The sequence below is a fragment of the Acidobacteriota bacterium genome (genome assembly GCA_026393755.1).
GTDB lineage: Bacteria > Acidobacteriota > Vicinamibacteria > Vicinamibacterales > JAKQTR01 > JBAXOX01.
Genome location: JAPKZO010000032.1, coordinates 95,791 through 118,914, shown reverse-complemented (window position 1 = coordinate 118,914; position 23,124 = coordinate 95,791). Strand labels below are relative to the sequence as shown.

Sequence of the window (23,124 nt, the reverse complement as noted above, 5' to 3'; positions counted from 1 at the left end):
TCATGTTCCCGATGACGGCGTCTGGCCCGGCGTCTGGCCCGGCGCCATGTGTCGGCGCTCGATGACCAGCGCCCACCACAGTGCGAGGACATCGATGCCCGTTCGCAGGATGCGGCCGAAGTTGAAGAACTGCGACTTTCCGTACGCACGGTGGTAATGGTGCACGGGCGCTTCGACGATGGCGAAGCCGGCGTCGTGGATCTTCTTCATCATCTCCAGGCAGATGACACCGCTCGTCTTCTCCAGGTGCACCGTGTCGAACATGGACCGGCGCATCAGCCTGAAGTCGCAGTCGACGTCACGGACCTTCAGACCGAAGAGGATCTTGACCGTGTAGTGATAGAGGCGTCCGATGATGATGCGATGGAGCGGGTCCGACCGGCTGATCTTGTACCCGTTGACCATGTCCACGCCTGGCCCGAGCCTGCTCCAGAGAATGCTCATCTCCGACGGATCGTACTGTGCGTCGCCATCGGTGTAGAAGATGTACTCCTTCGACGCGCTGGCGAAGCCGCTGCGCAAGGCGCCGCCATATCCGCGGTTGGCCTGGTGATGGACGACCCGGACCTGGGGATAGACACGCGCCAGTTCGTCGGCAATCTGTGGCGTCAGGTCGCGGCTGCCGTCATTGATGACGAGCACCTCGAAGTCAGATGTCAGGGCCCGCGCGGCCACGATCGCACCGATGACCATGCTGGCGATCGTGCCGCTGTCGTTGTAGGCGGGGAAGAAGATGCTCAACCCCGGCGCCTGTGGAGGTGCTGTCATCGAGAGTCCCGTCCGGTACCGCAGTGCCTGTCACGCCAATCAGCCGCCCGATCGTACACCTGTTCCATCCGTTCGGCGACCCGGTCCCACGTTCGGGTGGCCACCGCGTCGGCTCTGGCGGCGGCGCCGAGCGTGGCTCGGGCCGCCGGATTGGCGATCAGCCGCTCAATCGCCGCCTCGAGTGCGGCCACATCCTTCTCCGGCACCAGCAGCCCGTTCTGTTCATGGGTGACGACCGACGGGATGCCGCCAGCCGTGGTCGCCACCAGCGGCGTTCCCGACGCCAGCGCTTCCATGACCGTATTCGGCAGGCCATCGACATTGCCCGCGTCGTCTCGAATCGACGGCATCACCGCGATATCCGCGGCCGCCAGGTGCCGGGCCACATCCGGCTGTGCCAGCACACCGACGAATCGGACGTGGCCGCCGATGCCCAGCTTGTCGACTCGATCCCGCAACTCGTGATCGAGGTCGCCTCCTCCGGCCATGATCAGGCGCACGCCGGGCCACCGCGGCGCCAGGCGGCCGACCGCATCTATCAAGTACTCGAATCCCTTTTTTCGGACGAACCGCCCCGCCGTAAACAACATCACGTCGTCCGGCGCGAGCTCGAGCGCGCGCCGGCTCGCGGCGCGGATATCAGGGTCCGGCCGAAACCGATCGACATCGACCCCGTACGGAATCGTCTCGATGCGATCGGCGGAGGCGCCGAGCGCGATCGTGCGGGTGCGCAGGTCGTCGCTGCACGCGGTGATCCAGTCCACGCGGCGCAGGGCGAACCGGGCGCCGAGGCGCGCGACGGCGTGTCGTTCGGCGAGGAACACATCGGATCCGTGCAGGCTCGTCACCACCGGTAGTGCTGTGCCGGCTGCCGCTGCGACCGCGCCCCCGGGAATGAGCCAGTGGCCGTGCAGCAACGTGGCGCCCACCTCGCGCGCCACGCGCCGGGTGGTGCGGACAAGCGCCTGAAGCGCCAGCGGCGCCGCCAGAAGGGCGGCGAGACGCAGGTGCACGTCGGCCTGCAGCGATTCGGCGTAGCCGAACACGTTCAGGCTCGGGTGCGGCGCATAGCGAACCGGGTGGAAGTGGATGCCCTCGTCGACGCCGAGGCGCGTGAGGCGCGGATGCCATGGCAGCACCACGTGGATGCGGTGCCCGCGCGCCGCGAGCCCCCGGGCGATTGGCTCCATGAACGTCCCGATGGTGTCTCCCGGAAACCTGGGGTACGAGGTCGTCACCATCACGACGACCTGACGCGTCGTCACGAGCCGGCGCCTCCGGTGCCCGTCCGCCAGAGACCCCGCCAGACCAGCCGCCACGGCATCAGCATCGACTCGGTCAACACGCGCGTCGACATCTTGGAGACGCCTTCGCGCCGCTCCACGAAAATGATGGGCACTTCGCCGATGCGATAGCCCCGTCGTGCCGCTTCGAACGTCATTTCCACCACGAACGCGTAGCCTTCCGACAACATGCCGTCAATCGGAATGCTGGCGAGGGCTTCGCGGCGCCAGGCCCTGAATCCCGCCGTGCAATCGCGAACGGTCAGTCGCGTAATCGTCCGGACGTACCAGTTGGCAAACGAGCTGAGAATCACCCGCCGAAGCGGCCAGTTGACGACGGAAATACCCCGCAGGTAGCGCGATCCAATCACGAGATCGCACTGGGCCGTCGCAGCGATCAAGTCGGGCAGGTACTTGGGATCGTGCGAGAAGTCGGCGTCCATCTGGCAGATGACGTCATGGTCGCCTGCCAGAGCCCGCTTCATCCCGTCGATGTACGAGCGTCCGAGTCCACGCGGTCCCGTCCGGTGCAGGACATCGATGCGATCCGGATGTCGCCCGGCGTACTCGTCCGCCACCGCACCTGTTCCATCCGGCGATTGATCGTCGACGACCAGCACACGGTAATCGTAGTGCGCCAGGATCCAGTCGAGCAGGATCGGCAGATTCTCGCGCTCGTTGTAGGTCGGGACGATGATCAGGACATGCATGCGCGCAACTCCGAATCCGGGAGCTTCGCCGCGGCCGGCCGCAGCGCCCACCAACTGGCCGCGCAGACGATGAGTGCCGGGTCGATGACGGGAATGCGGAAGCGCTCCTGCGGAAAGAGCGCCAGCGACAACAGGACCGCCGACAGCGCCATCAACCAGAGGGCGATCGGAGGCCGCTCGCGCCGCACGAGCCTGAGGCATCCTGCCAGAGCAAACGGCAGCACACCGAGGTACGAGACGATCGACGCCCAGAAATAAAGCGGCGAGTGCAGTCGGTAGGACGGTCCGACGGGCGCGATGACGAAGAACAGCTTTCGCACCTCAAGCCAGGCCCAGGCGATCGGGTGACTGGTGATGTAGTCGAAAGCGATCCCGTAGTACAGCCCATCGAGTTCCCTGGCGCTCAATCCCGGATTCCGGGCTTCGATGTCCAGAGAGGCCCCCCGGAGCGCCGGGTTGGCGGCCATGTCGCCCTCACCCCGCGCCAGATCGTTGTTGCCCGTCCAGAACGTCACGCCCCCGTGCGGCGCCCCGACGACGAACCCGCCGTGCACGATGGCGTTGCGCATGATCCACGGCAGCAGGACGATCAGTGCGCCAGCCAGAAAGGTGGCCACGAACCTCCATCGCCGGTGAGCCACCAGCCAGAGCGCGCCCAGGACGAGGAAGAACAGCATGGCCTCCCGGGTCAGCAGTGCCGCGCCCGTGACGACTCCGGCGGTGCACACCTTCCAGCCATTCGACCGGTCGTCGTCGAAGGCATCACCGAGCAGCAGAACGACCGCGAACGCGAGCAGCGTGTAAAGCGTTTCCGACAAGACGTACGCGCACGACCAGACCAGCGGCGGATAGATCGCCGCGATCCACACGGCGATCGTACCAGCCCGCTCGCCAGCGGCACGGCGGGCAATGAGCCCGATCAGCAGAACGGTTACCAGGCCGACGATCGACTGGACCACCTTGACGGGTGCCGGCACGCCGGCGTCGTGGCGGACACCGGCGAATCCGCCGCTGAGCGTCATCACGCCGGCCAGAAACACCGGATATCCGGGCGGCCGTTCGAAATGTCTCGTGCCGCCTGGACTCGCCGAAGGCGACGAGTATGTGAGGCCTCGGCCCTCGGCCAGGCTCTGCGCGAGTATCAGGTACTCCTGCTCATCGAGCGTCAACGGCTTGTCGACCCACCAGCCGAGGCCGAAGGCGAGCCGGAGCGTGAGCCCAGTCAGGAGTGCCGCCGCGACGAGCGGCCGGGCGGCCCATCGCAGGGTCGGGGTCTGACGCATGTCCCGCTCTGAGGTCATCGGCTGAGCGCCCTACTCGCGCCGCTCGAACCTGAGCGCGGCGATCTGTTCCGAGACCAACCCGACGAGGAACACAATGACCGCGAGCATGATCAGGAGGACCGACGCGTTCGCGATGTGGGACTGCGTCGCGATGGTCCACGCCGCGTACGCCGCGCCGGCGGCAAACGATCCGAGGCTGATGGGCAGGAAGACCCGGAGCGGATTGAACAGGGTGACAATCTTCAGGACGATCAGCAGGAACTTCACGCCGTCGCGGGCGAGCCTGATCTTGGACGCACCTGCGCGCGCGTCCGCGTCGATCGGCTCGAAGGTGACGTTGTACCCCGCCTTGATGAACGCCAGCGTCGTCGTCGTCGGCGTCGAGAATCCGTTGGGCAGCAGGTGCAGGAACTCGCGCAGGCACGCCGTGCGCGCGCCCCGGAATCCCGACGTCAGATCCGGGACGTGGCGGCCGGTCATGTAGCTGGCCAGCCAGTTCAGGGCGCTGTTGCCGAGCAGGCGCGCCCGTGTCGCCTGCGTGCCGGCCGAGCGCGCGCCAATCACGAGATCGTACTCGCCGAGCCGCGCCGTGATTCGCCTGGCATCGCCAGTCCGGTGCTGGCCGTCGCCGTCGATGATGAGAATGAACTCGCCGGTGGCCTTGCGAATGCCCGACTTCACGGCCGCACCGTTTCCCTTGTTGTAGGGATGACGGATCAGCGTCGCGCCGGCCGCCTGCGCTCGCGCCGCCGTGTCGTCAGTCGATCCGTCGTCGACCACCAGGATTTCGTGCCAGGCTCCGGCCTCCCGAAGCCGCTCGACGAGCGGGCCGATGGCGTCCTGCTCGTTGAAGGCGGGGACCACGATCGAGATCGATGACGGATCAGCCACGCGGTCCGACCCCCTTGTCCCGGGACCCACCGCCGTCGGCGACCGGCCGGTCGCCGATCAGCCGGTCCGTGGCGGCGGTCAACTCCATCCGACGCACGCGATAGAGCAGATCCTCGATCAGTTTCCGGTTGCCGGAGATCACGTCAGCCACCAGCCCAATCAGCGCGATCTGGAAACCGACAATCATCAGCACCGCCGACACGATCAGGGACTGCACGTGTCCCTGACCGGCACCGCCCAGGAAATAATAGACAAACCGCGCCGAGATCGCGACGCCCGCCAGAAACACCATCAGACCAATCAGGCCGAACACCTTCAGCGGCTCGTACATCGCGTAGATGCGCACGATCGTGGCTGCCGACGCCTTCACGTACGTCCAGACACTCGAGAACAACCGCGACTTGCGCGTGCGCGCGTTCGACTGGATCGGCACGTGAGCAATCGCGATGCGCTTCTTGCCGGCCTGGATGATCGACTCGAGCGTGTAGGTGAAGTCCGACACAATCGTCAGGCGCAACGCGGCCTCGCGGGTGTAGGCGCGGAATCCACTTGTCGTGTCGGGCACCTGCGTATCGGAGACCTGCCGCACCACCCAACTGCCCAGCCGCTGCAGGAGCTTCTTCGTCGGCGACATGGAGTCGAGATCCTGCACGTTGCGATCGCCGATGACGATGTCGGCCTCTCCTTTGAGCAACGGGCCGATCAGCCGCGGAATATCGTGGCCGGAGTACTGGTTGTCGCCGTCCGTGTTGACGATGATGTCCGCGCCCAGCTTCAGGGCCGCATCCAATCCCGCGCTGAAGGCAGACGCCAGGCCGCGCCGGCACGTGAAGCCAATCACGTGCTCGACCCCGTGCTGCCGCGCCACCTCAGCCGTGCCGTCGCGCGACCCGTCGTCGATGACGAGGATCTCGATCGTGTCGATGCCTGGAATGGACCGCGGAATATCGCGGAGCGTTGACGGCAGCGTCTCAGCCTCGTTCAGGCACGGAATCTGAATGATCAACTTCATCTGGTCTCGTCGCATCTTCAAGGCCGCCCCGCGTCTGCGGGACGACAGTTCCTCCGCACCGGCGGTGCCTTCCGAACCCCGAACCCCGAACTTCTACTCGCCCACCAACTTCTCCACCACCCCGTCCCACGTCACCAGTCTTGCCCGCTCGTACCCCGCGTCGCCCAGCGACCTGGCCCGCGGGACATCATCGGCCAGCCGGGAAAAGGCGTCGGCAATCGCTTGAGGTTCGGGGTCGCAGACATGCCCGTTCACGCCGTCCTCGACGAACTCGAGCGTGCCGCCGGAATCCCGCGCCGTGATGACCGGCTTGTGGGCGAGAAACGCTTCGAGCGTGACGTAGCCGAAATCCTCGTCGAACGGCGCATACAGCACGCCCAGCGCGCCGGCATACAGCCGAATCAACCCCTCGTCATCGACCGCTCCGGCAAACTCGACGCGATCGGCCACTCCCAGATCGGCCGCGAGCCGCCGGAGAGCCTCGTCCTGCGTGCCCGTGCCGGCCACGATCAGGCGAGTCATCGCGCGAGTCGCGGCGATGGCCCGGATGCCGAGATCAACGCGCTTGACCGTTTCCAGGCGGCCAACCGACAGGATGTAGTCGCCGAACGGTCCGGATTCGATCCGATCCGCCAGTCTCGGTGGATGATACAGCGGTTCGGCCTTGAGACCGTTGTACTTCGCGACCCGGTTCGCGGTGTTTCCAGCGTTGGTATACAGGCGGCGGCATTCGCCGAGCATCTCGGTGTCGAGGCTGATGAGCTTCTGCCGCAGGCCCACGTCGAGATCGACATGAGCGAAATCGCTGTACCCGGTGCCGCACAATTCATACGCCGCCCGGTACTGGTGAATCAGCCAGGCGGCCTTGTTCGGGTGCCGGACAAAGTACGACGGAAACTTGGTGGCGATCACCAGATCGATCGGCACGCCGTTGCTCTCGCTCAAGTCGAGCAGCCGCCAGGCCGCGGCGTGAGCCAGAATCTCTTCCTTGGGATACCACTTGAACGGCACCGACACCAGGCCAACCTGGTAGCCATGCGCCTCGAGATGCGTCACCAACTGGCGCACGTGGCTTTCGGCCCCGCCGTACACAAGCGGCACCTGCGCCTCACAGACGAGAATCGTGCGGATGGCCATCGATTTCGATCGACCCTCTACGTGGCGAATCGCACATTCATGATGTCGCCATCAAGGACAATGTACTCCTTGCCCTCGAGACGGACCTCGCCGTGCTCGCGGCACGCCTGCATCGTGCCACGCGACGTGAGCCGCTCGTACGTGACCACTTCCGCGCGGATGAATCCCCGCGACAGGTCCGTGTGAATCTCGCCCGCCGCCGCCTGTGCCGTCAGACCCCGCGGAATCGACCACGCGCGGCACTCATCCTCGCCGACGGTGAAGAACGAGAGGTAGCCCAGCAGGTCATAGCTCGCGCGGATCACCCGATCCAGCCCGGATTCCTTCAGTCCCAGATCGGCCAGAAACGCCGCCGCGTCGGCCGCCTCGAGCTGCGCAATCTCGAGCTCGATCTTCGCACACACCGCCACCATCCCGGTGGAGGCGCCGGACGCCACCGAGCCGAGATCGTAGCGCGCCACGATGCCGTCAAGCCCGGACGCCGCGCCGAGGTCCCCGGCGAGATCGGCCTCGTCCACGTTGACGACAAGCAGAAGGGGTTTGGCCGAGAGAAACTGGAAACCCCGAAGCCGCCGCTTGTCGTCATCGCCGAGTCCCATCGCACGAAGCGGGGCACCCGATTCAAGCTGCGCCTTGCAGCGCACGAGGATGTCCTGTTCGCGCTCCAATTCCGGCGTGCGGGTCTTCTTGAGATCCTTGGCCAGCCGATCGAGACGCTTCTCGACCACGGCCAGGTCCGCCAGGATCAGTTCGTCCTCCATCGTCCGCGCGTCCCGCCGCGGATCGATCGAACCGGCCGCGTGCGCAACGGCCGGATCGGAGAATGCGCGCAGCACGTGTACGAGCGCATCGGCATTGCGGTACGCCGCCACGTCGAGCAGCGCCTCGGCGCCGCTGGCTGAGGAACGGCCCGGGATGTCCGCGAACTCGACCGTCGCCGGCACGCGCTTGCGCGGATTGAACATGGCGGTCAGCACGTCGAGACGCGCGTCCGGCACTCGCGCCACTCCCATCGTGGCTTCGAGTTTCCCATGCGAGAGGCGCCCCTCCTCATGCGCGTTGGTCAGCAACTGGAAAAACGCCGTCTTGCCGACTTGCGGGTAGCCGATCAGTGCGGTGCGGAGCATGATGCCTATGATCGGGCCAAATAGGGACAGAAATGCCCAGGAAACCCGAATTTCAAATCCTACCATGCCTTTCTGCCGGCGGCCGCCCGGCGTCTATAAAAGCGAAGAAAACACGTATGTGATTCCCGCTAACTCCTGACAGAACAAGATTTTGGCGTTGACAACCTAGAGCCTGTCCTCTAATATCCGGGTGGTCGTTGGTGGAGTAAAGTGGACCAGGTTGCCGTCTTTAGAGGGAACGCGCCGGCCAAGATTGATGACAAGGCCCGGCTGAAGATTCCCACGGGGTTTCGGAGCGTTCTCGAGACCCAGTACGGCCGTGACCTCTTCGTCACGAGCCTGACGGGCGAGTCTGTCCGCATCTACCCGATGCCGGTCTGGGTCGAAATCGAACGCAAGCTCGCACAGATTCCCTCCACGCATCCGTCGCGCGTCCGGTTCTTCAGCCGTGTCAATTATTACGGGCAGACGGCCGAACTCGACAACCAGGGGCGCGTGTTGATCCACGCGCGGTTGCGGGATGCCGCCGGCATGGCGGGCGAAGTGGATGTGTTCGGGCAGTACGACCATTTCGAGGTGTGGAACCACGAGCGCTTCGTCACCAAGCTCGCGAGCGACGCGTTCACGGATGACGACGCGCGCGCGTTGGCGCAGTTTGGGATCTAGCGCTGGCCTGGTGCCGTTCGATGGCCGTACACGTTCCCGTAATGACTGCGGAGATTCTGGCCGCGCTCGCCCCAGAGCGCGGCGGGCTCTTCGTGGATTGCACGGTCGGCCTCGGCGGGCACTCGCGGGCGCTCGTTGAGGCTGGGGCCGGGCGCGTGCTGGGCATCGATCGCGACGCGCACGCGCTGGAGCTGGCCACCGCGGCCCTCGCCGAGTGGCAGAACAGAGTTGAGCTTGTGCACGCGGACTACCGGGAGTTGCCGCGGCTGCTCGACCAGCGCGGGATCGAGGCGATCGACGGGGCGGTCGCGGATCTCGGGTTGTCGTCGATGCAGTTGGAGGAACCCGGGCGGGGTTTCAGTTTTCAGCGTGACGAGCCGCTCGACATGCGCATGGATCAGAGCCGCGGGGCGACGGCGGCCGATCTGCTGGCGCGGGCAAGCGAAGCGGAACTGGCCGACGTGATCTTTGAATACGGCGAAGAGCGGCGGGCCAGGGCCATTGCACGCGCCATCGTCGCCGCGCGGCGGGTCGAGCCGCTGCGGACCACGGCGCAACTGGCCACGCTGGTGCGCCGCGTCGTCGCGCGCCGCGGACGAATCGACCCGGCCACCCGGACGTTTCAGGCCGTGCGGATCTGGGTGAACGCCGAACTCGAGGAGTTCGAGGTCTTTCTGCGGGCGGTGTGCGGGAGGTTGCGCGTCGGGGGGCGCTTTGCCGTCGTGACGTTTCATTCGCTGGAGGATCGGCCCGTCAAGCACACGTTTCGGGCCATCGCCGCCGAGCAGCCGGCGTTTCGGGTTCTCACGAAGAAGTCCGTGGTACCAGGGTCCGAGGAAACCAGGCAGAACCCTCGCGCGCGCAGCGCCAGGCTTCGGGCCATCGAACGGATTGGGTGAAGGGGAATGATCGAAATCGCCAGAACAGCAGTTCCGGTGGGATTCGCCGTTCAGAAGGACATCCTCAACCATCCGGTCCGCGAAGTCGATCGGGTGCGGCATCGCGAGATGTGGCTCATCGTGCTCGCTTCGGTTGTGCTCCTGGTGGTTGTCCTGGTGACCTTGTGGCAGCAGGCCGAGGTCCGGCAGTTCGGCATCGAGCTCGAGAAGCAGCAGAAGGCGCTCGCGGCGGAAGAGGCTGCGAACTATCACCTCCGGGTCGAACTCGAGTCGCTGCGTTCCTTGAAGCGGATTGAGCAGCTGGCGCCGCAGTTGAACCTCACGGCTCCGGCCAACGGGGACGTCGTCGTAATCGAGCGCGTCACGCCGTCGCCGGCGCCCGCAAAGGGACTGGTGGCGCGCCGGTAGCGACCGTCGGTTTTTGGTGCGGTCTTGCAGCGAGTCTCGCCACCCTGGTTCGGGACGAGGACAGTCTGGCTTCGCGAGGAGCATCTATGAGCGACCCGACCAATCGAGCGTGGCAGTCGACGATTCGCAGCCGGGTCCTGGTGGTGGCGGCGTTCTTCGCCCTGTGGGTGGTCGCGATCGAAGCCCGACTCGTGTGGCTCCAGGTGTACCAGCACGACTATTACGTCATGCGGGCGGACCAGCAGCAGAAGCGCACGCTTGAAGTGGCCGCCCGCCGCGGCGACATCGTCGATCGCAATGGCCAGATGCTCGCGCTCAGCGTGGACGCCGAGTCGATCTGGGCCGTGCCGAAGGAGGTTGAGGATCCTGATGCCACGATCGCGCTGATCTGTCAGGCGATCGGCGGATGCCAGCCCAAGGAGAAGGAACTGTACGCGAGGCGGCTTCGCCAGAATCTTCAGTTCGTTGTCCTCCGCCGACAGATTCCCCCCGATGATGCGGCCCGCGTTGCCGCACTCAAGCTGCCAGGCGTCAGCCTGATCACCGAACCGCAGCGGGTCTACCCGAACCGCGAACTGGCCGCGCATGTGATTGGCTATGTCGGCGCGGAAGGCAAGGGCCTTGGCGGCATCGAAGCGGCCTACAACTCGAAGATCAGCGGCCAGGCCGGCGAGGTTCTGATCGAGGCCGACGTCCATCACAACGTGTTCGCCAAGCGCGTCAGGCGCGCGCCCATCGATGGCGCGACGGTCGAGTTGACCATCGACAGCGTGCTGCAGCACATCGCGGAGCGTGAACTGCACGCGGCCGTCGTCGAACAGAACGCCGCCGGCGGGACGGCCATCCTGATGGACCCGCGGACCGGCGAGATTCTCGCGCTGGCCAACGAACCGACGTACAACCCCAACGCCTATAACGCCTCCAGGGAAGAGGACCGCCGCAACCGCAGTGTGCAGGAACTGTACGAGCCCGGCTCCACATTCAAGGTTGTGACCGCCTCGGCGGCCATCGAAGAACAGGCGTTCCGTACCGACGAACTGATCGATGTCAGCGCCGGCGCCATCCACGTCGGCTCACGTGAAATCAAGGACGTTCACGCGTCCGGCGTCCTCAGCTTCACCGACGTCATCGTGAAGTCGAGCAACGTGGGAGCGATCAAGATCGGGCTGCGTCTCGGGTCCGAGCGATTCGGCCGGTACATCCACCGGTTCGGATTCGGCACGCGCATCTGCCCCGACTTGCAGGGGGAAACGTCCGGCATGGTGTCAGATCCCGGACACTGGAGCGACAGCACCCTCGCCTCTGTCGCGATGGGGTACGAAGTCGGGGTGACGCCGCTGCAGATGGCCGCCGCGGTGTCCTCGATCGCCAATGGAGGAGTGTTCGTGCAGCCACGCGTGGTTCGCGCGTTGCGGCAGGGCTCGTCTCGCACCGAGGTCACGCCGCTCGAATTGCGCCGGACGATTGCGAAGGAGACGTACGCCGAACTGCTTGCGATCATGGAACAGGTCGTGGAGCGCGGCACCGGGAAGGCGGCCGCGATCCCGGGTTACACGATTGCCGGCAAGACTGGCACGGCCGCAAAGATCGTGAATGGACGGTACTCCAAGACCGAGTACCACGCATCGTTTGTCGGATTCGTGCCGTCGCGGCAGCCCGCCTTTGCCGCGATCGTCGTGATCGACTCGCCGCACCGTGGCGCGATATACGGCGGCTCCGTCGCCGCGCCGGTCTTCAAGCGGATCGCCGAGGCTGCGCTACGGCACCTGGGCGTCCCGCGAACCATCAATCCCGTTCCGCCAATCGTCGTCACCGCATCGGCCGCCGAACCGGTTCCGACGATGATGCCGACCACGAACCGGGTGTCCACGTCGGGCCTCGACGTGGTCACCGGCCCACCAGTTGTGCCAGACGTGCGAGGCCTCGGCGCCCGGGACGCGATCCATCGCCTCGCCCGTCTGGGCCTCGTTTCGCGGCTGACCGGCGACGGCGTGGTCACCGAGCAAGACCCCGCTCCTGGCACCCTGCTCGAGCCCGACACCATCTGCCGGCTCAAGCTCGAGCGCGTCATGGTTCCGCCACCGTCGTCGTCGCCGCAATGACGCTTCGTGAACTCATCGGCGCGATCGATGCGCGCGGCCTGACGGTCCGTTCCGGCGTTCCTTCGGGTGCGGAGCAGTCTGCCGGCCGCGAGGTGGCGGCTCTCGAGTACGACTCGCGGAACGTGGTGCCCGGCGCCGTGTTCGTGGGCGTCGGTGGGGAGCACGTTGATGGTGCGGCCTTCGCGCCGCAGGCGGTCGCCAAGGGTGCGATCGCCGTCGTGTCGGAGCGCGAGCGGCCTGCAGAGGTGTCGGCGCCCTGGGTGCGGGTGCGGGACGCCCGGCTCGCCATGGCGGTGCTGGCCTCGGCCTTCTTCCAGCATCCAAGCCGCGCCCTGCTGATCGTGGGCATCACGGGGACCAACGGCAAAACCACGACGGCGTATCTCGTGCGCGAGGTGCTGCAGGCGGCTGGTCTTTCGTGCGGGTTGATGGGGACGGTGCAGTACCGCGTTGGCCCCCAGGCGCACGAGGCGTCGCGCACGACGCCGGAGGCAGTCGATCTCCAGCGCATGCTGCGCGAGATGGTCGATGCAGACTGCCGCGCATGCGCGATGGAAGTGTCGTCCCACGCGCTCGCCCAGCGGCGGGTCGACGACACCCGATTTGCCGCAGGCGTGTTCACCAACCTCACGCGCGACCACCTCGACTACCACCACGACATGGACACGTACTTCGCGGCGAAGCGCCGGCTCTTCGAGATGCTGCCGGCCGGGGCGCCGGCGGTCCTCAATGTCGACGATCCGCGCGCGGCTTCCCTGGCCGATCGCCGGCAGTCGGTCGTGACGTTCGCCGTCGATCGCGACGCCGACGTGATGCCGGTATTGCCACCCGCGTCGCTGATGGGACTGACCTTCGACGCGCGTACGCCCGCCGGCACCATGCACGTCCACTCGCGCCTGGCCGGCCGGTTCAACCTCTACAACCTGCTCGCGGCGGCCGCGACGGGAGTGGGCCTGGGATTGCCGCTCTCTGCGGTCGAAGCCGGCCTGGCTGCGGTGACGGCGGTGCCTGGCCGGTTCCAGATCGTCAGCGCCCCCGAAGACGATGTCGTCGTCATCGTGGACTACGCGCACGCGCTCAAGAACCTGCTGGAGGCCGTTCGCCCGCTGGCCCGGGCCAGGATGATCACCGTGTTCGGGTGCGGGGGCGATCGCGATCGCACGAAGCGATCGCTGATGGGAGCGGTGGCCGCCCGGCTGAGCGACCTGGTCGTGATCACCTCCGACAATCCGCGAACCGAAGATCCCGACGCCATCATTGACGAAATCGAGCGCGGCATCGCGCCAGCGGCGGAACGGGCGCGCCTCGCCTCCGGTGCCGCGGCCGACGGCCGCGCACGAACACCGACGCCGTGGATGCGCATGACCGACCGGCGCGCGGCGATCACCCGCGCCATCGCCGATGCCGGTCCCGGTGACGTGATCGTCATTGCGGGGAAGGGCCACGAGAAGACGCAGGTCATTCGCGATCGGGAACTCCCGTTCGATGATGTCGTGGTTGGCCAGGACGCGCTGCGGACCCGGCGCAAGGAGCGGGTGTGATGGCCGCCAGCCGCGTCGAGCTCACCGCCGCGTCGATCGCACGGGCCATGTCCGGAACGCTCGTGTCAGGCTCTCCCGACTTGACGATCGGCGGATTCTCAATCGATTCGCGCACGCTTCGGTCCGGGGACGTCTTCTTCGCGATTGTCGGGGACCGGTTCGATGGGCATCGATTTATCGCAGCTGCCGGCGCGGCAGGCGCCGGAGGATTCGTCGTGTCCGATCCGTCGTGTCTACCGCCGCAGGTGGCGGCAGGCGCGGCGGTGATCCACGTGGCCGATACGACCAGCGCGCTGCAGGTGCTGGCCCGCGCGATTCGCCGCGAGTCTCGCACCCGCGTCGTAGCGGTGACGGGCAGTGCGGGAAAGACCACCACCAAGGACGTCGCGGCCGCGCTTCTCGAAACCAGCTACCGGGTGTTTCGCACACAGGGCAATCTCAACAACCACATCGGCCTTCCGTTGTCCCTGCTTGAGCTTCGGCACGGCCCCGACATTGCCGTCCTCGAGATGGGCATGAACCACGCCGGCGAAATCAGTCTGCTCGCCAGGCTCGCCGAACCCGACGTTCGCGTCTGGACCAACGTCGCCGACGTCCACGCGGAGTTCTTCGCGTCGATCGAGGCGATTGCCGACGCGAAGGCCGAGATACTCGAAGGCGCCGGCCCGGACACCCTGGTCATCGCCAATGCCGCCGATCCCCGGGTGATGGCGCGCGTGCAGAAGTCGGCGGCTCGGGTCGTCACGTTCGGCGTGGATGTGCGGGCCGACGTGATGGCGACCAGCGTCGTGAATGCCGGCATATCCGGAACGACCGCGCAGGTCGCGACGCCAACGGGCAAGACCGTTCTCACGATCTCCCTGCTCGGCCGAGGGCACCTGTCCAACGCACTGGCCGGCATTGCCGTCGCGCTGTCGTTCGGCGTCCCGCTCGACGTCGTCGCCGATCGGGCATCCCGGCTGACGCCGGCTCCGCGCCGGGGAGAAGTGTGGCGGCTCGGTGACGGCATCGCGCTGGTTGACGACTCGTACAACTCGAATCCGCGCGCCCTGCGAGGGATGCTCGACGTGATGGCCACGGAACACCGCTTCGCCAGACGCGTGGCGGTGCTGGGAGAGATGCTCGAACTTGGCAGCCAGGGAACCAGATGGCACCAGGAATGCGGGCAGGCTGCCGCACAGGCGGGCATCGCCAGACTCGTCACCGTGGGAGGGCCAGCCGCGCTGGCGATGGCCGAGGCGGCCGTTGAGGCGGGGCTTGAACCCGCGGCCGTGACACACGTGGCGACCAGCCTCGACGCCGCCGACGTGGTGTCGGGTGCGTTGCGCCCGGGCGACCTGGTGCTGGTCAAAGGGTCGCACGGCGTGCGGATGGACGTGGTCGCGGATCGCGTAAGAGCGATGACACAGGAAGCGCAGCGCTAGAGATCGTCAACGGATGCATATGACCAGGTTCAGCGTGCGTGGACAACAGGCGGTCGTGGTGGGAGGCGCCCGCAGCGGCGTCGCCGCCGCGCGTCTGCTCGTCGAACGCGGCGCATCCGTCACGCTCACCGATCTGCGCGACACGATCGCCGATGCCTCCTCGCTGGCCGGTGCGGGCGTCAGGCTCGTGCTGGGATCGCATCCGCTCGACCTGTTCACCTCGGCCGATCTGATCGTTGTCAGTCCAGGCGTGCCGCGCACGCAGGAAGCGATCGTGGCGGCCCGCGAACGGGGCGTGCCGATCATCGGCGAGGTCGAACTGGCGTCCCGGTGGATCCGCGGACGCGTCGTCGCGATCACCGGCACCAAGGGCAAGTCGACGACCACCGCGTTGACTGGACGGATTCTCGAGCAGGCCGGATGTCACGTGCTGGTCGGCGGGAACATCGGCACGCCGCTGTCGGGGCAGGTGGGGGAGTCGACGCCGGCTTCCATCCACGTCGTGGAGGTCAGCAGCTTCCAGTTGGAAACGGTCGACACGTTTCATCCATGGATTGCCGCGCTGCTCAACCTCACGACCGATCACCTCGACCGGCACGCAAACTTCCTGGAGTACACCGACGCCAAGGCGCGGATCTTCGTGCGGCAGACCGAACAGGACTGGGCGGTGGTCAACGCGGACGATCCGCAGACGCTGGAACTGGCGCGACGCGGGCGTGCGCGTCGGCGGCAGTTCGGCCTGCAAGGCGGCGCAACGGCCGACGTCACGGTGGCCGACGGAATCGTGGTTGAGCGCACAGACACAGGCGACATGCCACTGGTCCGGACATCAGACGTGCGGCTGATCGGTCCACACCTGATGGCCGATGTGCTCGCGGCGGCGGCGATCACGCGACTGGCGGGCGCGTTACCGAAACACATTGCGGCGGCGGTGTCGGCGTTTCGGGGCCTCGAGCACGTGATGGAGTGGGTCGACGAGATTGACGGCGTGCGCTACGTCAACGACTCCAAGGCCACCAACATCGACGCGGCGATGCACGCCATCAACACCTTCGGCGCTGGTCTGGTTGTGGTGATGGGCGGCCGCTACAAGGGCGGCGACTTCGGGAGCCTTCGCGAGGCGCTCGTGGCGCGACGCGCGAGCGTCGTGGCGATTGGTGAGGCCCGGCCGCTCATCCGTGACGCTCTCGGTCCAGCGGTGCCGGTCGTCGAGGCGGCCTCGATGGCTGAGGCGGTCGGTGAGGCCAGGAGAGCGGGAACACGCGGGGGGACGGTACTGCTGGCGCCGGGGTGCGCCAGCCTGGACATGTTCGCGGACTACGCGGCGCGGGGCAGGGCCTTCAAGGCCGAGGTCGCACGTCTGCGGACACGGTGACGGGAGGAAGCGGCTCGACGTCGGGCCGTGAGCAGTCGTCAGTCGGCCGAACGAGACAGGAGTCTGGCTGCTGGGACCCCGCGCCGCCCCGGCGCGGGTAGCTGGCGTTCCTGGACGTTGGCTGACTGATGACTGCTGACGGCCCGACACCCGGGATTCAGAATCCCCGGTGAATGGTGCTTCTCGTGATCTCGGTGGGAGTGCGGGTGGACTTTAGGGTGATGCGGGGATCATGGCGCGAAAGCTGAAATTCGATCGCATGTTGTTCTACACCACGATTGTCCTGGCCTTCTCGGGCCTCGTGATGGTGTACAGCGCGTCGAACATGCTGACGCCGCAGGACGGCAGCCAGTCGGGGGCCTTCCTGATCAAGCAGGTGCTGTTCACCGTGTTCGGCCTCGCCGTCATGGCCGCCGCGATGAAGTTCGACTATCACGCCTACCGGATGCCGGCGTTCATCTGGACCATGTTGACCATCACGCTCGTGGCGCTCCTGGCCGTCCTGGTCCTCGGCCCGAAGATCAACGGCACGCACCGGTGGTTCCGCCTGGCCGGCGTCAGCATCCAGCCGTCTGAACTCGCCAAGATCACGATGATCATCTTCGCAGCGGCGGTGCTCGAGCAGCGGATGGACCGGATCAAGGAGCTGCGCTACTCCCTCGGACCGATTGCGGTCGCGCTGACGGTCCTGTTTGCGCTCTTCTTGCTTGAACCGGACTTCGGCAGCGCGGTGGCAGTCGTGGTCGTGGTGGCGGTGATGGTGTTTTCGGCCGGCATTCCCATCCGCTATCTCGTGTTCATCGGCGCGGGGGCGATCCCGCTGCTGGCGCTGTTCGCCATCCTTGAGCCCTACCGGGTCCGGCGGTTTCTGATCTTTCTGCATCCCGAACAGGATCCGCTGAAAGACGGCTTCCAGATCCTGCAGTCGCTCATCGCTGTCGGCACGGGCGGCGTGACGGGCCGGGGACTCGGCGAGAGCATCCAGAAGATGGCCTATCTGCCGTATCCGCACACGGACTTCATCTACGCCGTGACGGCGGAGGAGCTCGGGCTGGTCGGGGCCACGCTCATGCTCGTGTGTTTCGCCATCCTGACGTGGCGCGGGCTGCGCGTGGTGTCGCGTGCGCCTGACGCGTTCGGGTCGTTTCTTGCGCTCGGCATCACCGCCATGCTCGCGGTCCAGGCGTTCGTGAACATCAGCGTCGTGCTGGGCCTGATGCCGACCAAGGGAATTCCGTTGCCGTTTGTCAGTGCCGGCGGGTCTTCGCTCATCGTCAGTCTGGCGGCCACGGGCGCGCTCCTGAACATTTCTCAACAAGCGTCGGCCGAAGGATAGGACGTGAAGATGTTGGGACGGACCAGGCGCGTGCACTTCGTCGGGATTGGCGGCATCGGCATGAGCGGCATTGCCGAACTGCTGGCCAATCTCGGCTATGCCGTGTCGGGATCCGACCAGCGAGCCAGCGACGTGACCGCGCGCCTCCAGACCCTCGGCGTCCGCGTCGCGATCGGGCATGCGGCCGAACACGTCGGCGAGGCCGACGTGGTGGTCGTGTCCTCGGCGGTGCGCCAGGACAACCCTGAGGTGATCGCGGCGGTCCGGCAGAGGATTCCCGTCATCCCCCGGGCGGAGATGCTGGCCGAACTGATGCGACTCAGATTCGGCATCGCGGTGGGCGGCGCGCATGGCAAGACGACGACCACGTCGATGATTGCCGTCGTGCTCGAGCACGCGGGCCTCGATCCCACCGCGGTCATCGGCGGCAAGCTCAGCGCGTTTGGCAGCAACGCCCGTCTCGGGCGCGGACAGTACATCGTCGTCGAGGCCGATGAAAGCGACCGGTCGTTTCTCCGGCTGTCGCCGACTGTGGCGGTCGTCACCAACATCGACCGCGAGCATCTCGAGGCCTACCGCGACTTCGATGATCTCTGCGACGCCTTCGTCGATTTCGCCAACAAGGTCCCGTTCTACGGCGCGATCATCGCGTGCGCAGACGATGACCATGTGCAGGCGCTGTTGCCTCGCCTGACGCGCCGGGTGATCACGTACGGCCTCGAAACCCGCGCGGCGGACGTCCGCGGGTGCAACGTTCGGCAGGAAGAGGAGCAGTGGATCTGCCGCGTCGAGGTCGGTGCAGGCGTGCTGGCCGGGTGGGGACACGCCACCGGATCTGACACCGGGTCGTGCGAGCTGCGGCTCCAGGCACCTGGGCGCCACAACCTTCAGAACGCGCTCGCGGCGGTGGCCGTCGGGCTCGAACTTGGCGTTCCACTGGCGATCATCGCCGAGGCGCTCGCGTCGTTCAAGGGCGTCGATCGCCGATTTCAGCGGCGGGGTGAGGAAGGCGGAGTGCTCGTGGTCGACGACTACGGCCACCACCCGACCGAGATCGCGGCCGTGATGGAGGCCGCGCGCGCGACGCTCAGGCGGCGGATCGTCGCGGTGTTTCAGCCACACCGCTACACGCGAACGGCCCGGTTGCTCGACCAGTTCGGTCCCGCCTTGCGGCTGGCCGACGAAGTGGTGCTCACCGACATCTACGCCGCAGGCGAGGATCCGATTCCTGGCGTGACCGTTGAGAAGCTCGCGGCGGCGATGAACGCCGGGAGGCCCAGACCCGTTCACCTCGTGAAGACGCTCGACGCCGTGGTGCCGATGGTGTTGTCGCTGGTTCGTCCTGGTGACGCTGTCTTCACGCTCGGAGCCGGATCTGTCGGCGGTATCGGCGATCGCCTGCTCGCGGAACTCCGGCAGACGGAAGGAGGGCGAGGCTGACATGGCCGTCACCGTCCCGTCCGACAAGCACTTCCTTCGCAGCCAGGTGCACACGCCGCGGCGGCGACGACTCCGCGTCCGGCCCGTCGTGCGCATCGCACGGGTCCTGGTGCTTGCCGGCGTGCTCATCGCCGGCGGCTACTGGGCTGCCCGTGCCGCAGGAGACCTGCGGTGGCTGAGGGTCCAGCACATCAGCGTGACGGGCAACCAGCGCGTGCCGACCAGCGAGATCAACCTGCTGGTTGAAGGCCTCAAGGGTGACAGTCTGCTCTCCACCGACCTCGATCGCTGGCGTTCGCGCCTGCTGGCCTCGCCGTGGATCGCCGACGCGACTCTGCGACGGCGGCTGCCCGCGACCATCGAGATCGAAATTCACGAGCGCCAGCCGCTGGGGCTCGCGCGGATTGGCCACGAACTTCACCTGGTGGACCAGGACGGCACCATTGACGAGTACGGTCCCCGCTATTCGGACATCGACCTGCCGATGATCGACGGCCTCGTCGCCGACGCGGCGTCGGCCAGGCCGAGGGTCGACCGCGGGCGCGCGCAGACGGTCGGCCGCATGATGGCCGACCTGCGGACCAGGCCTGCGCTGGCGCGGCGGGTGTCACAAATTGACATCAGCGACGCGCACGACGTGCACGTGATTCTCGACGGCGATTCAGCCGTCATCCGTCTCGGCGACGCGCAGTTCGCCGAACGCCTGCAGTTGTACGCGGATCTGCAGGCCACGCTGCGGGAGCGTGTGCAGGAGATTGACTACGTGGATCTGCGCTTCGGCGAGCGCGTGTATGTCGGACCCGCTCACGGGGCGACAGGCGCGACGCTTCAGCCGGCGGCAACACGACCGCCTCGCGGTCCTGGCGAGCGGCAGCAGCCATAGTCCTTCGAGGCACCAGTCCGGCAACGGACTTGTGCCTTCAGGACTCTGTGCCGAGCGAGCGGGATAACCGGATCGACTTGTAAGCAGACACGGTGGTTATGGCGAGTCGAAGCACATAGCAGCGGAGGACGAGTGGCACGTAAAGAGCGGCATCTGGTCGGACTCGACATCGGCACCTCGAAGGTGGCGGCCATTGTCGGCGAATTTCTCGACGGTCGCGATGTCGGCATCATCGGCCTCGGTGTCGCCGAATCACAGGGCATCCGGCGCGGCGTCGTGGTCAATGTCGAGGCGGCCGTGGAGTCGATTCGCAAGGCGATCGACGAAGCCGAACTGACGGCCGGCATCGAAATCGACAACATCTATCTCGGGTTGTCGGGCACGCACATCAAAGGCTTCAACAGCCGGGGTGTCGTGGCGGTCGCCGGCAAGAACCGGGAGATCACGCGTGACGATGTGCGGCGGGCGATCGAGACGGCTCGCGCGGTCAGCCTGCCGAGCGGACGCGAGATCCTCCACGTGCTGCCCCAGGATTTCGTGGTCGATGAAGAGGACGGCATCAACGATCCGGTGGGGATGACCGGATCGCGGCTCGAGGTCAACGTCCACATCGTGACCGGCGGCACCACCACGACGCAGAATCTCGTCGCCTGCGTGAATCGCGCGGGTGTCAGCGTCAAGGAATCCGTCCTCGAACAGCTCGCGGCGAGCGACGCCGTGCTGACCCAGGACGAGAAGGAACTCGGCGTAGCGGTTGTGGATATCGGCGGCGGCACGACCGATCTTGCCATCTTCGAACGGGGCTGTCTGTGGCACACTGCCGTCGTGTCGATTGGCGGCGACCACTTTACCAACGACATCGCCGTCGGGCTGCGCATGCCGATCCCGGAGGCGGAAAAGCTGAAGCGGAAGTGCGGGTGCGCGCTCTCGTCGATGGTCGGCGATGACGAAGTGATGGAGGTCGCCAGTGTCGGGGGACGGCCCGTGCGAACGCTCGCACGGCGCATTCTCTCGGATGTCGTGCAGCCCAGGGCAGAAGAGATGTTCCACCTGGTCTGGGACGAGATCCACCGCGCCGGCTACGAGCGATTGCTGAATTCGGGGATCGTCCTGACAGGCGGCGCGGCCAACCTCGAGGGCATGCCGGAGATCGCCGAACAGATCTTCGATCTGCCCGTCCGGCGAGGCGTGCCGACCGGCGTGGTCGGCGGCCTGGCGGACCACATCGGGAACCCGTCGTTTGCGACCGCCGTCGGGCTGCTGCTGCGCGCGCGCCAGCAGCGCATGCAGGCATTGGAGCACACCGGGGCATCCTCGTTCGGCCGGCTGACTGACAGTCTGATCGGGGTGTTCAAGCAGTTCTTCTTCATGGATGACACTCGTGGGTAGCCAACCGGAACCCGCGATCATCATGCACACGAGTAGTGGAGGCCGTTGATGTCGAACCCGAATGAGACCACGCCAATCACCGACGCGCACCGCCCCGAGGCGGCGTTGCGACTGACGATCGATGACACACAGCACAGAGGCGCCCGCATCAAGGTCATCGGCGTCGGCGGCGGCGGCAGCAATGCGGTCAACCGCATGGTGCGCGAGGGCTTCCCGGGTGTCGAGTTCATCGTGGCCAACACCGACATGCAGGCGCTGCGGCAGAGCCCCGCACCGATCAGGATCCAGCTTGGCGAGAGGCTGACCAAGGGGCTGGGCGCCGGCGCCGATCCGAATGTCGGGAGGCAGGCGGCCCTCGAGGACACCGAGCGGATTATCCAGGCGCTCGACGGCGCCGACCTCGTGTTTGTGACCACCGGGCTCGGGGGCGGCACCGGCACCGGCGGCGCCCCGGTGATTGCCGCCCTGGCCGCCGAACTGGGTGCGCTCACCATCGCCGTGGTGACGCGTCCCTTCAGGTTCGAAGGACGCAAGCGGTCGATGCAGGCCGAAGTCGGCCTGGCCGAACTGCGCGATCGGGTCGACAGCATCATCACCATCCCCAACGAGCGCCTGCTGGCGACCATCGCGCGCAACCAGCCACTGGTGGACGCGTTTGCAACGGCGGATGACGTGCTGAGGCAGGCGATCCAGGGGATCTCGGACCTCATCCTCGTTCCGGGGCTGATCAACCTCGACTTCGCGGACGTCAAGACCATCCTGACCGGCATGGGCGTGGCCGTGATGGGCACCGGCATCGGCGAAGGCGAGACGCGCGCAGTTGACGCGGCGAGGATCGCCATCTCGAGTCCGCTGCTCGAAGACGCCTCGATCGAAGGGGCCAGGGGTGTGATCATCAACGTCACCGGCGGCTCCGATCTGTCGCTGTTCGAGGTCAACGACGCCAACCTGATCGTGCAGGAGGCCGCGCACGAGGACGCCAACATCATCTTTGGCGCCGTGATTGATCCGACGCTCAACGGGAAAGTGAAGATCACCGTGATTGCCACCGGGTTCGATCGGGCAGGCGCGCGCGCGGTCGTGCCGGGCAATCTGGCGCAGACCCCTGTCGATCTGACGCACTACACCAACTGGCTGCAGCGTCAGCAGTACGGATCGGAACTGGTGGCGCCGGGCCTGTCGCTCGCTCGCCGGCACGGCGTGGGTGTGCACATGTCAAGCAATCCGGCGACCCTTGCCGCCCCCGTCGGCGCGGACGCGGAGATTGATGAGGCGGCAGAGGCCCTAGAGGTGCCGGCCTTTCTGCGGCGATTGAAGCAGGCATAGGGTCGTTCCACTCGTCGGTCGGGCTGTCGACCGCACCGCCCGTCGCCATCGGGTCCGCCGCTGCGTGGTACACTGAGTACAACCACGGCAACTTCGAGCGCCGCCGCCTGAGCGAGAGGTTCAG

General features: G+C 66.6%; 20 protein-coding genes. 12 read left to right on the top strand and 8 right to left on the bottom strand.

Annotated elements, in window-relative coordinates:
- The 8 genes from NTV05_14205 to ychF form a co-directional block, all read right to left on the bottom strand.
- Positions 1-768 (bottom strand): glycosyltransferase family 2 protein, encoded by a 768-nt coding sequence (locus NTV05_14205; GenBank protein ID MCX6545549.1) that lies wholly within the window; start codon positions 766-768, stop codon positions 1-3.
- Complete coding sequence (locus NTV05_14200) at positions 765-2,033, bottom strand: glycosyltransferase family 4 protein (protein ID MCX6545548.1); 1,269 nt, start codon at positions 2,031-2,033, stop codon at positions 765-767. Before NTV05_14200 ends, NTV05_14205 begins: the two co-directional genes overlap by 4 nt.
- A complete protein-coding gene (locus NTV05_14195; protein MCX6545547.1) occupies positions 2,030-2,761 on the bottom strand; it encodes a polyprenol monophosphomannose synthase in 732 nt (243 codons plus the stop codon). Before NTV05_14195 ends, NTV05_14200 begins: the two co-directional genes overlap by 4 nt.
- Positions 2,749-4,044 carry a glycosyltransferase family 39 protein gene (locus tag NTV05_14190; protein MCX6545546.1) on the bottom strand — a complete coding sequence of 432 codons (1,296 nt, stop codon included), beginning with the start codon at positions 4,042-4,044 and terminating at the stop codon, positions 2,749-2,751. Before NTV05_14190 ends, NTV05_14195 begins: the two co-directional genes overlap by 13 nt.
- Before the next feature lie 30 nt (positions 4,045-4,074).
- Positions 4,075-4,935, bottom strand: coding sequence for a glycosyltransferase family 2 protein (locus NTV05_14185; GenBank protein MCX6545545.1), 861 nt, complete (start codon positions 4,933-4,935; stop codon positions 4,075-4,077).
- Positions 4,928-5,947, bottom strand: coding sequence for a glycosyltransferase family 2 protein (locus NTV05_14180; protein MCX6545544.1), 1,020 nt, complete (start codon positions 5,945-5,947; stop codon positions 4,928-4,930). Before NTV05_14180 ends, NTV05_14185 begins: the two co-directional genes overlap by 8 nt.
- Before the next feature lie 93 nt (positions 5,948-6,040).
- Positions 6,041-7,084 (bottom strand): glycosyltransferase family 4 protein, encoded by a 1,044-nt coding sequence (locus tag NTV05_14175; GenBank protein ID MCX6545543.1) that lies wholly within the window; start codon positions 7,082-7,084, stop codon positions 6,041-6,043.
- Positions 7,085-7,101: 17 nt separating this feature from the next.
- Positions 7,102-8,211 (bottom strand): redox-regulated ATPase YchF, encoded by a 1,110-nt coding sequence (gene ychF, locus NTV05_14170; protein ID MCX6545542.1) that lies wholly within the window; start codon positions 8,209-8,211, stop codon positions 7,102-7,104.
- Positions 8,212-8,421: 210 nt separating this feature from the next.
- On the opposite strand from ychF, the gene NTV05_14165 reads away from it, so the two are divergent.
- The 12 genes from NTV05_14165 (at position 8,422) to ftsZ (ending at position 23,000) form a co-directional block, all read left to right on the top strand.
- The gene (locus NTV05_14165; GenBank protein MCX6545541.1) at positions 8,422-8,877 is read left to right on the top strand and encodes a division/cell wall cluster transcriptional repressor MraZ; all 456 of its coding nucleotides are present in this window, start codon (positions 8,422-8,424) and stop codon (positions 8,875-8,877) included.
- A gap of 20 nt (positions 8,878-8,897) precedes the next feature.
- Positions 8,898-9,776, top strand: coding sequence for a 16S rRNA (cytosine(1402)-N(4))-methyltransferase RsmH (gene rsmH / locus NTV05_14160; GenBank protein ID MCX6545540.1), 879 nt, complete (start codon positions 8,898-8,900; stop codon positions 9,774-9,776).
- Positions 9,777-9,782: 6 nt separating this feature from the next.
- Positions 9,783-10,184, top strand: coding sequence for a cell division protein FtsL (locus tag NTV05_14155; protein ID MCX6545539.1), 402 nt, complete (start codon positions 9,783-9,785; stop codon positions 10,182-10,184).
- An 86-nt stretch (positions 10,185-10,270) separates the two neighbouring features.
- Entirely contained in the window at positions 10,271-12,286 is a 2,016-nt protein-coding gene (locus tag NTV05_14150) for a penicillin-binding protein (protein ID MCX6545538.1), read from the top strand.
- Positions 12,283-13,827: a UDP-N-acetylmuramoyl-L-alanyl-D-glutamate--2,6-diaminopimelate ligase gene (locus NTV05_14145; protein MCX6545537.1), complete on the top strand. Its 1,545-nt coding sequence runs from the start codon at positions 12,283-12,285 to the stop codon at positions 13,825-13,827. Before NTV05_14150 ends, NTV05_14145 begins: the two co-directional genes overlap by 4 nt.
- On the top strand, positions 13,827-15,251 hold the full coding sequence (locus NTV05_14140) for a UDP-N-acetylmuramoyl-tripeptide--D-alanyl-D-alanine ligase (GenBank protein MCX6545536.1): 1,425 nt from the start codon (positions 13,827-13,829) through the stop codon (positions 15,249-15,251). The genes NTV05_14145 and NTV05_14140 overlap by 1 nt, the downstream gene beginning before the upstream one ends.
- 19 nt (positions 15,252-15,270) lie before the next feature.
- A complete protein-coding gene (gene murD, locus NTV05_14135; protein MCX6545535.1) occupies positions 15,271-16,626 on the top strand; it encodes a UDP-N-acetylmuramoyl-L-alanine--D-glutamate ligase in 1,356 nt (451 codons plus the stop codon).
- Between the two features lie 232 nt (positions 16,627-16,858).
- A complete protein-coding gene (gene ftsW, locus NTV05_14130) occupies positions 16,859-17,962 on the top strand; it encodes a putative lipid II flippase FtsW (protein ID MCX6545534.1) in 1,104 nt (367 codons plus the stop codon).
- A gap of 9 nt (positions 17,963-17,971) precedes the next feature.
- Complete coding sequence (murC, locus tag NTV05_14125) at positions 17,972-19,402, top strand: UDP-N-acetylmuramate--L-alanine ligase (protein ID MCX6545533.1); 1,431 nt, start codon at positions 17,972-17,974, stop codon at positions 19,400-19,402.
- Position 19,403: 1 nt separating this feature from the next.
- Positions 19,404-20,285, top strand: a complete 882-nt coding sequence (locus tag NTV05_14120) for an FtsQ-type POTRA domain-containing protein (protein ID MCX6545532.1) — start codon at positions 19,404-19,406, stop codon at positions 20,283-20,285.
- Between the two features lie 132 nt (positions 20,286-20,417).
- Positions 20,418-21,674: a cell division protein FtsA gene (ftsA, locus tag NTV05_14115; GenBank protein MCX6545531.1), complete on the top strand. Its 1,257-nt coding sequence runs from the start codon at positions 20,418-20,420 to the stop codon at positions 21,672-21,674.
- A gap of 48 nt (positions 21,675-21,722) precedes the next feature.
- The gene (ftsZ, locus tag NTV05_14110) at positions 21,723-23,000 is read left to right on the top strand and encodes a cell division protein FtsZ (GenBank protein MCX6545530.1); all 1,278 of its coding nucleotides are present in this window, start codon (positions 21,723-21,725) and stop codon (positions 22,998-23,000) included.
- Positions 23,001-23,124: the final 124 nt, after the last annotated feature.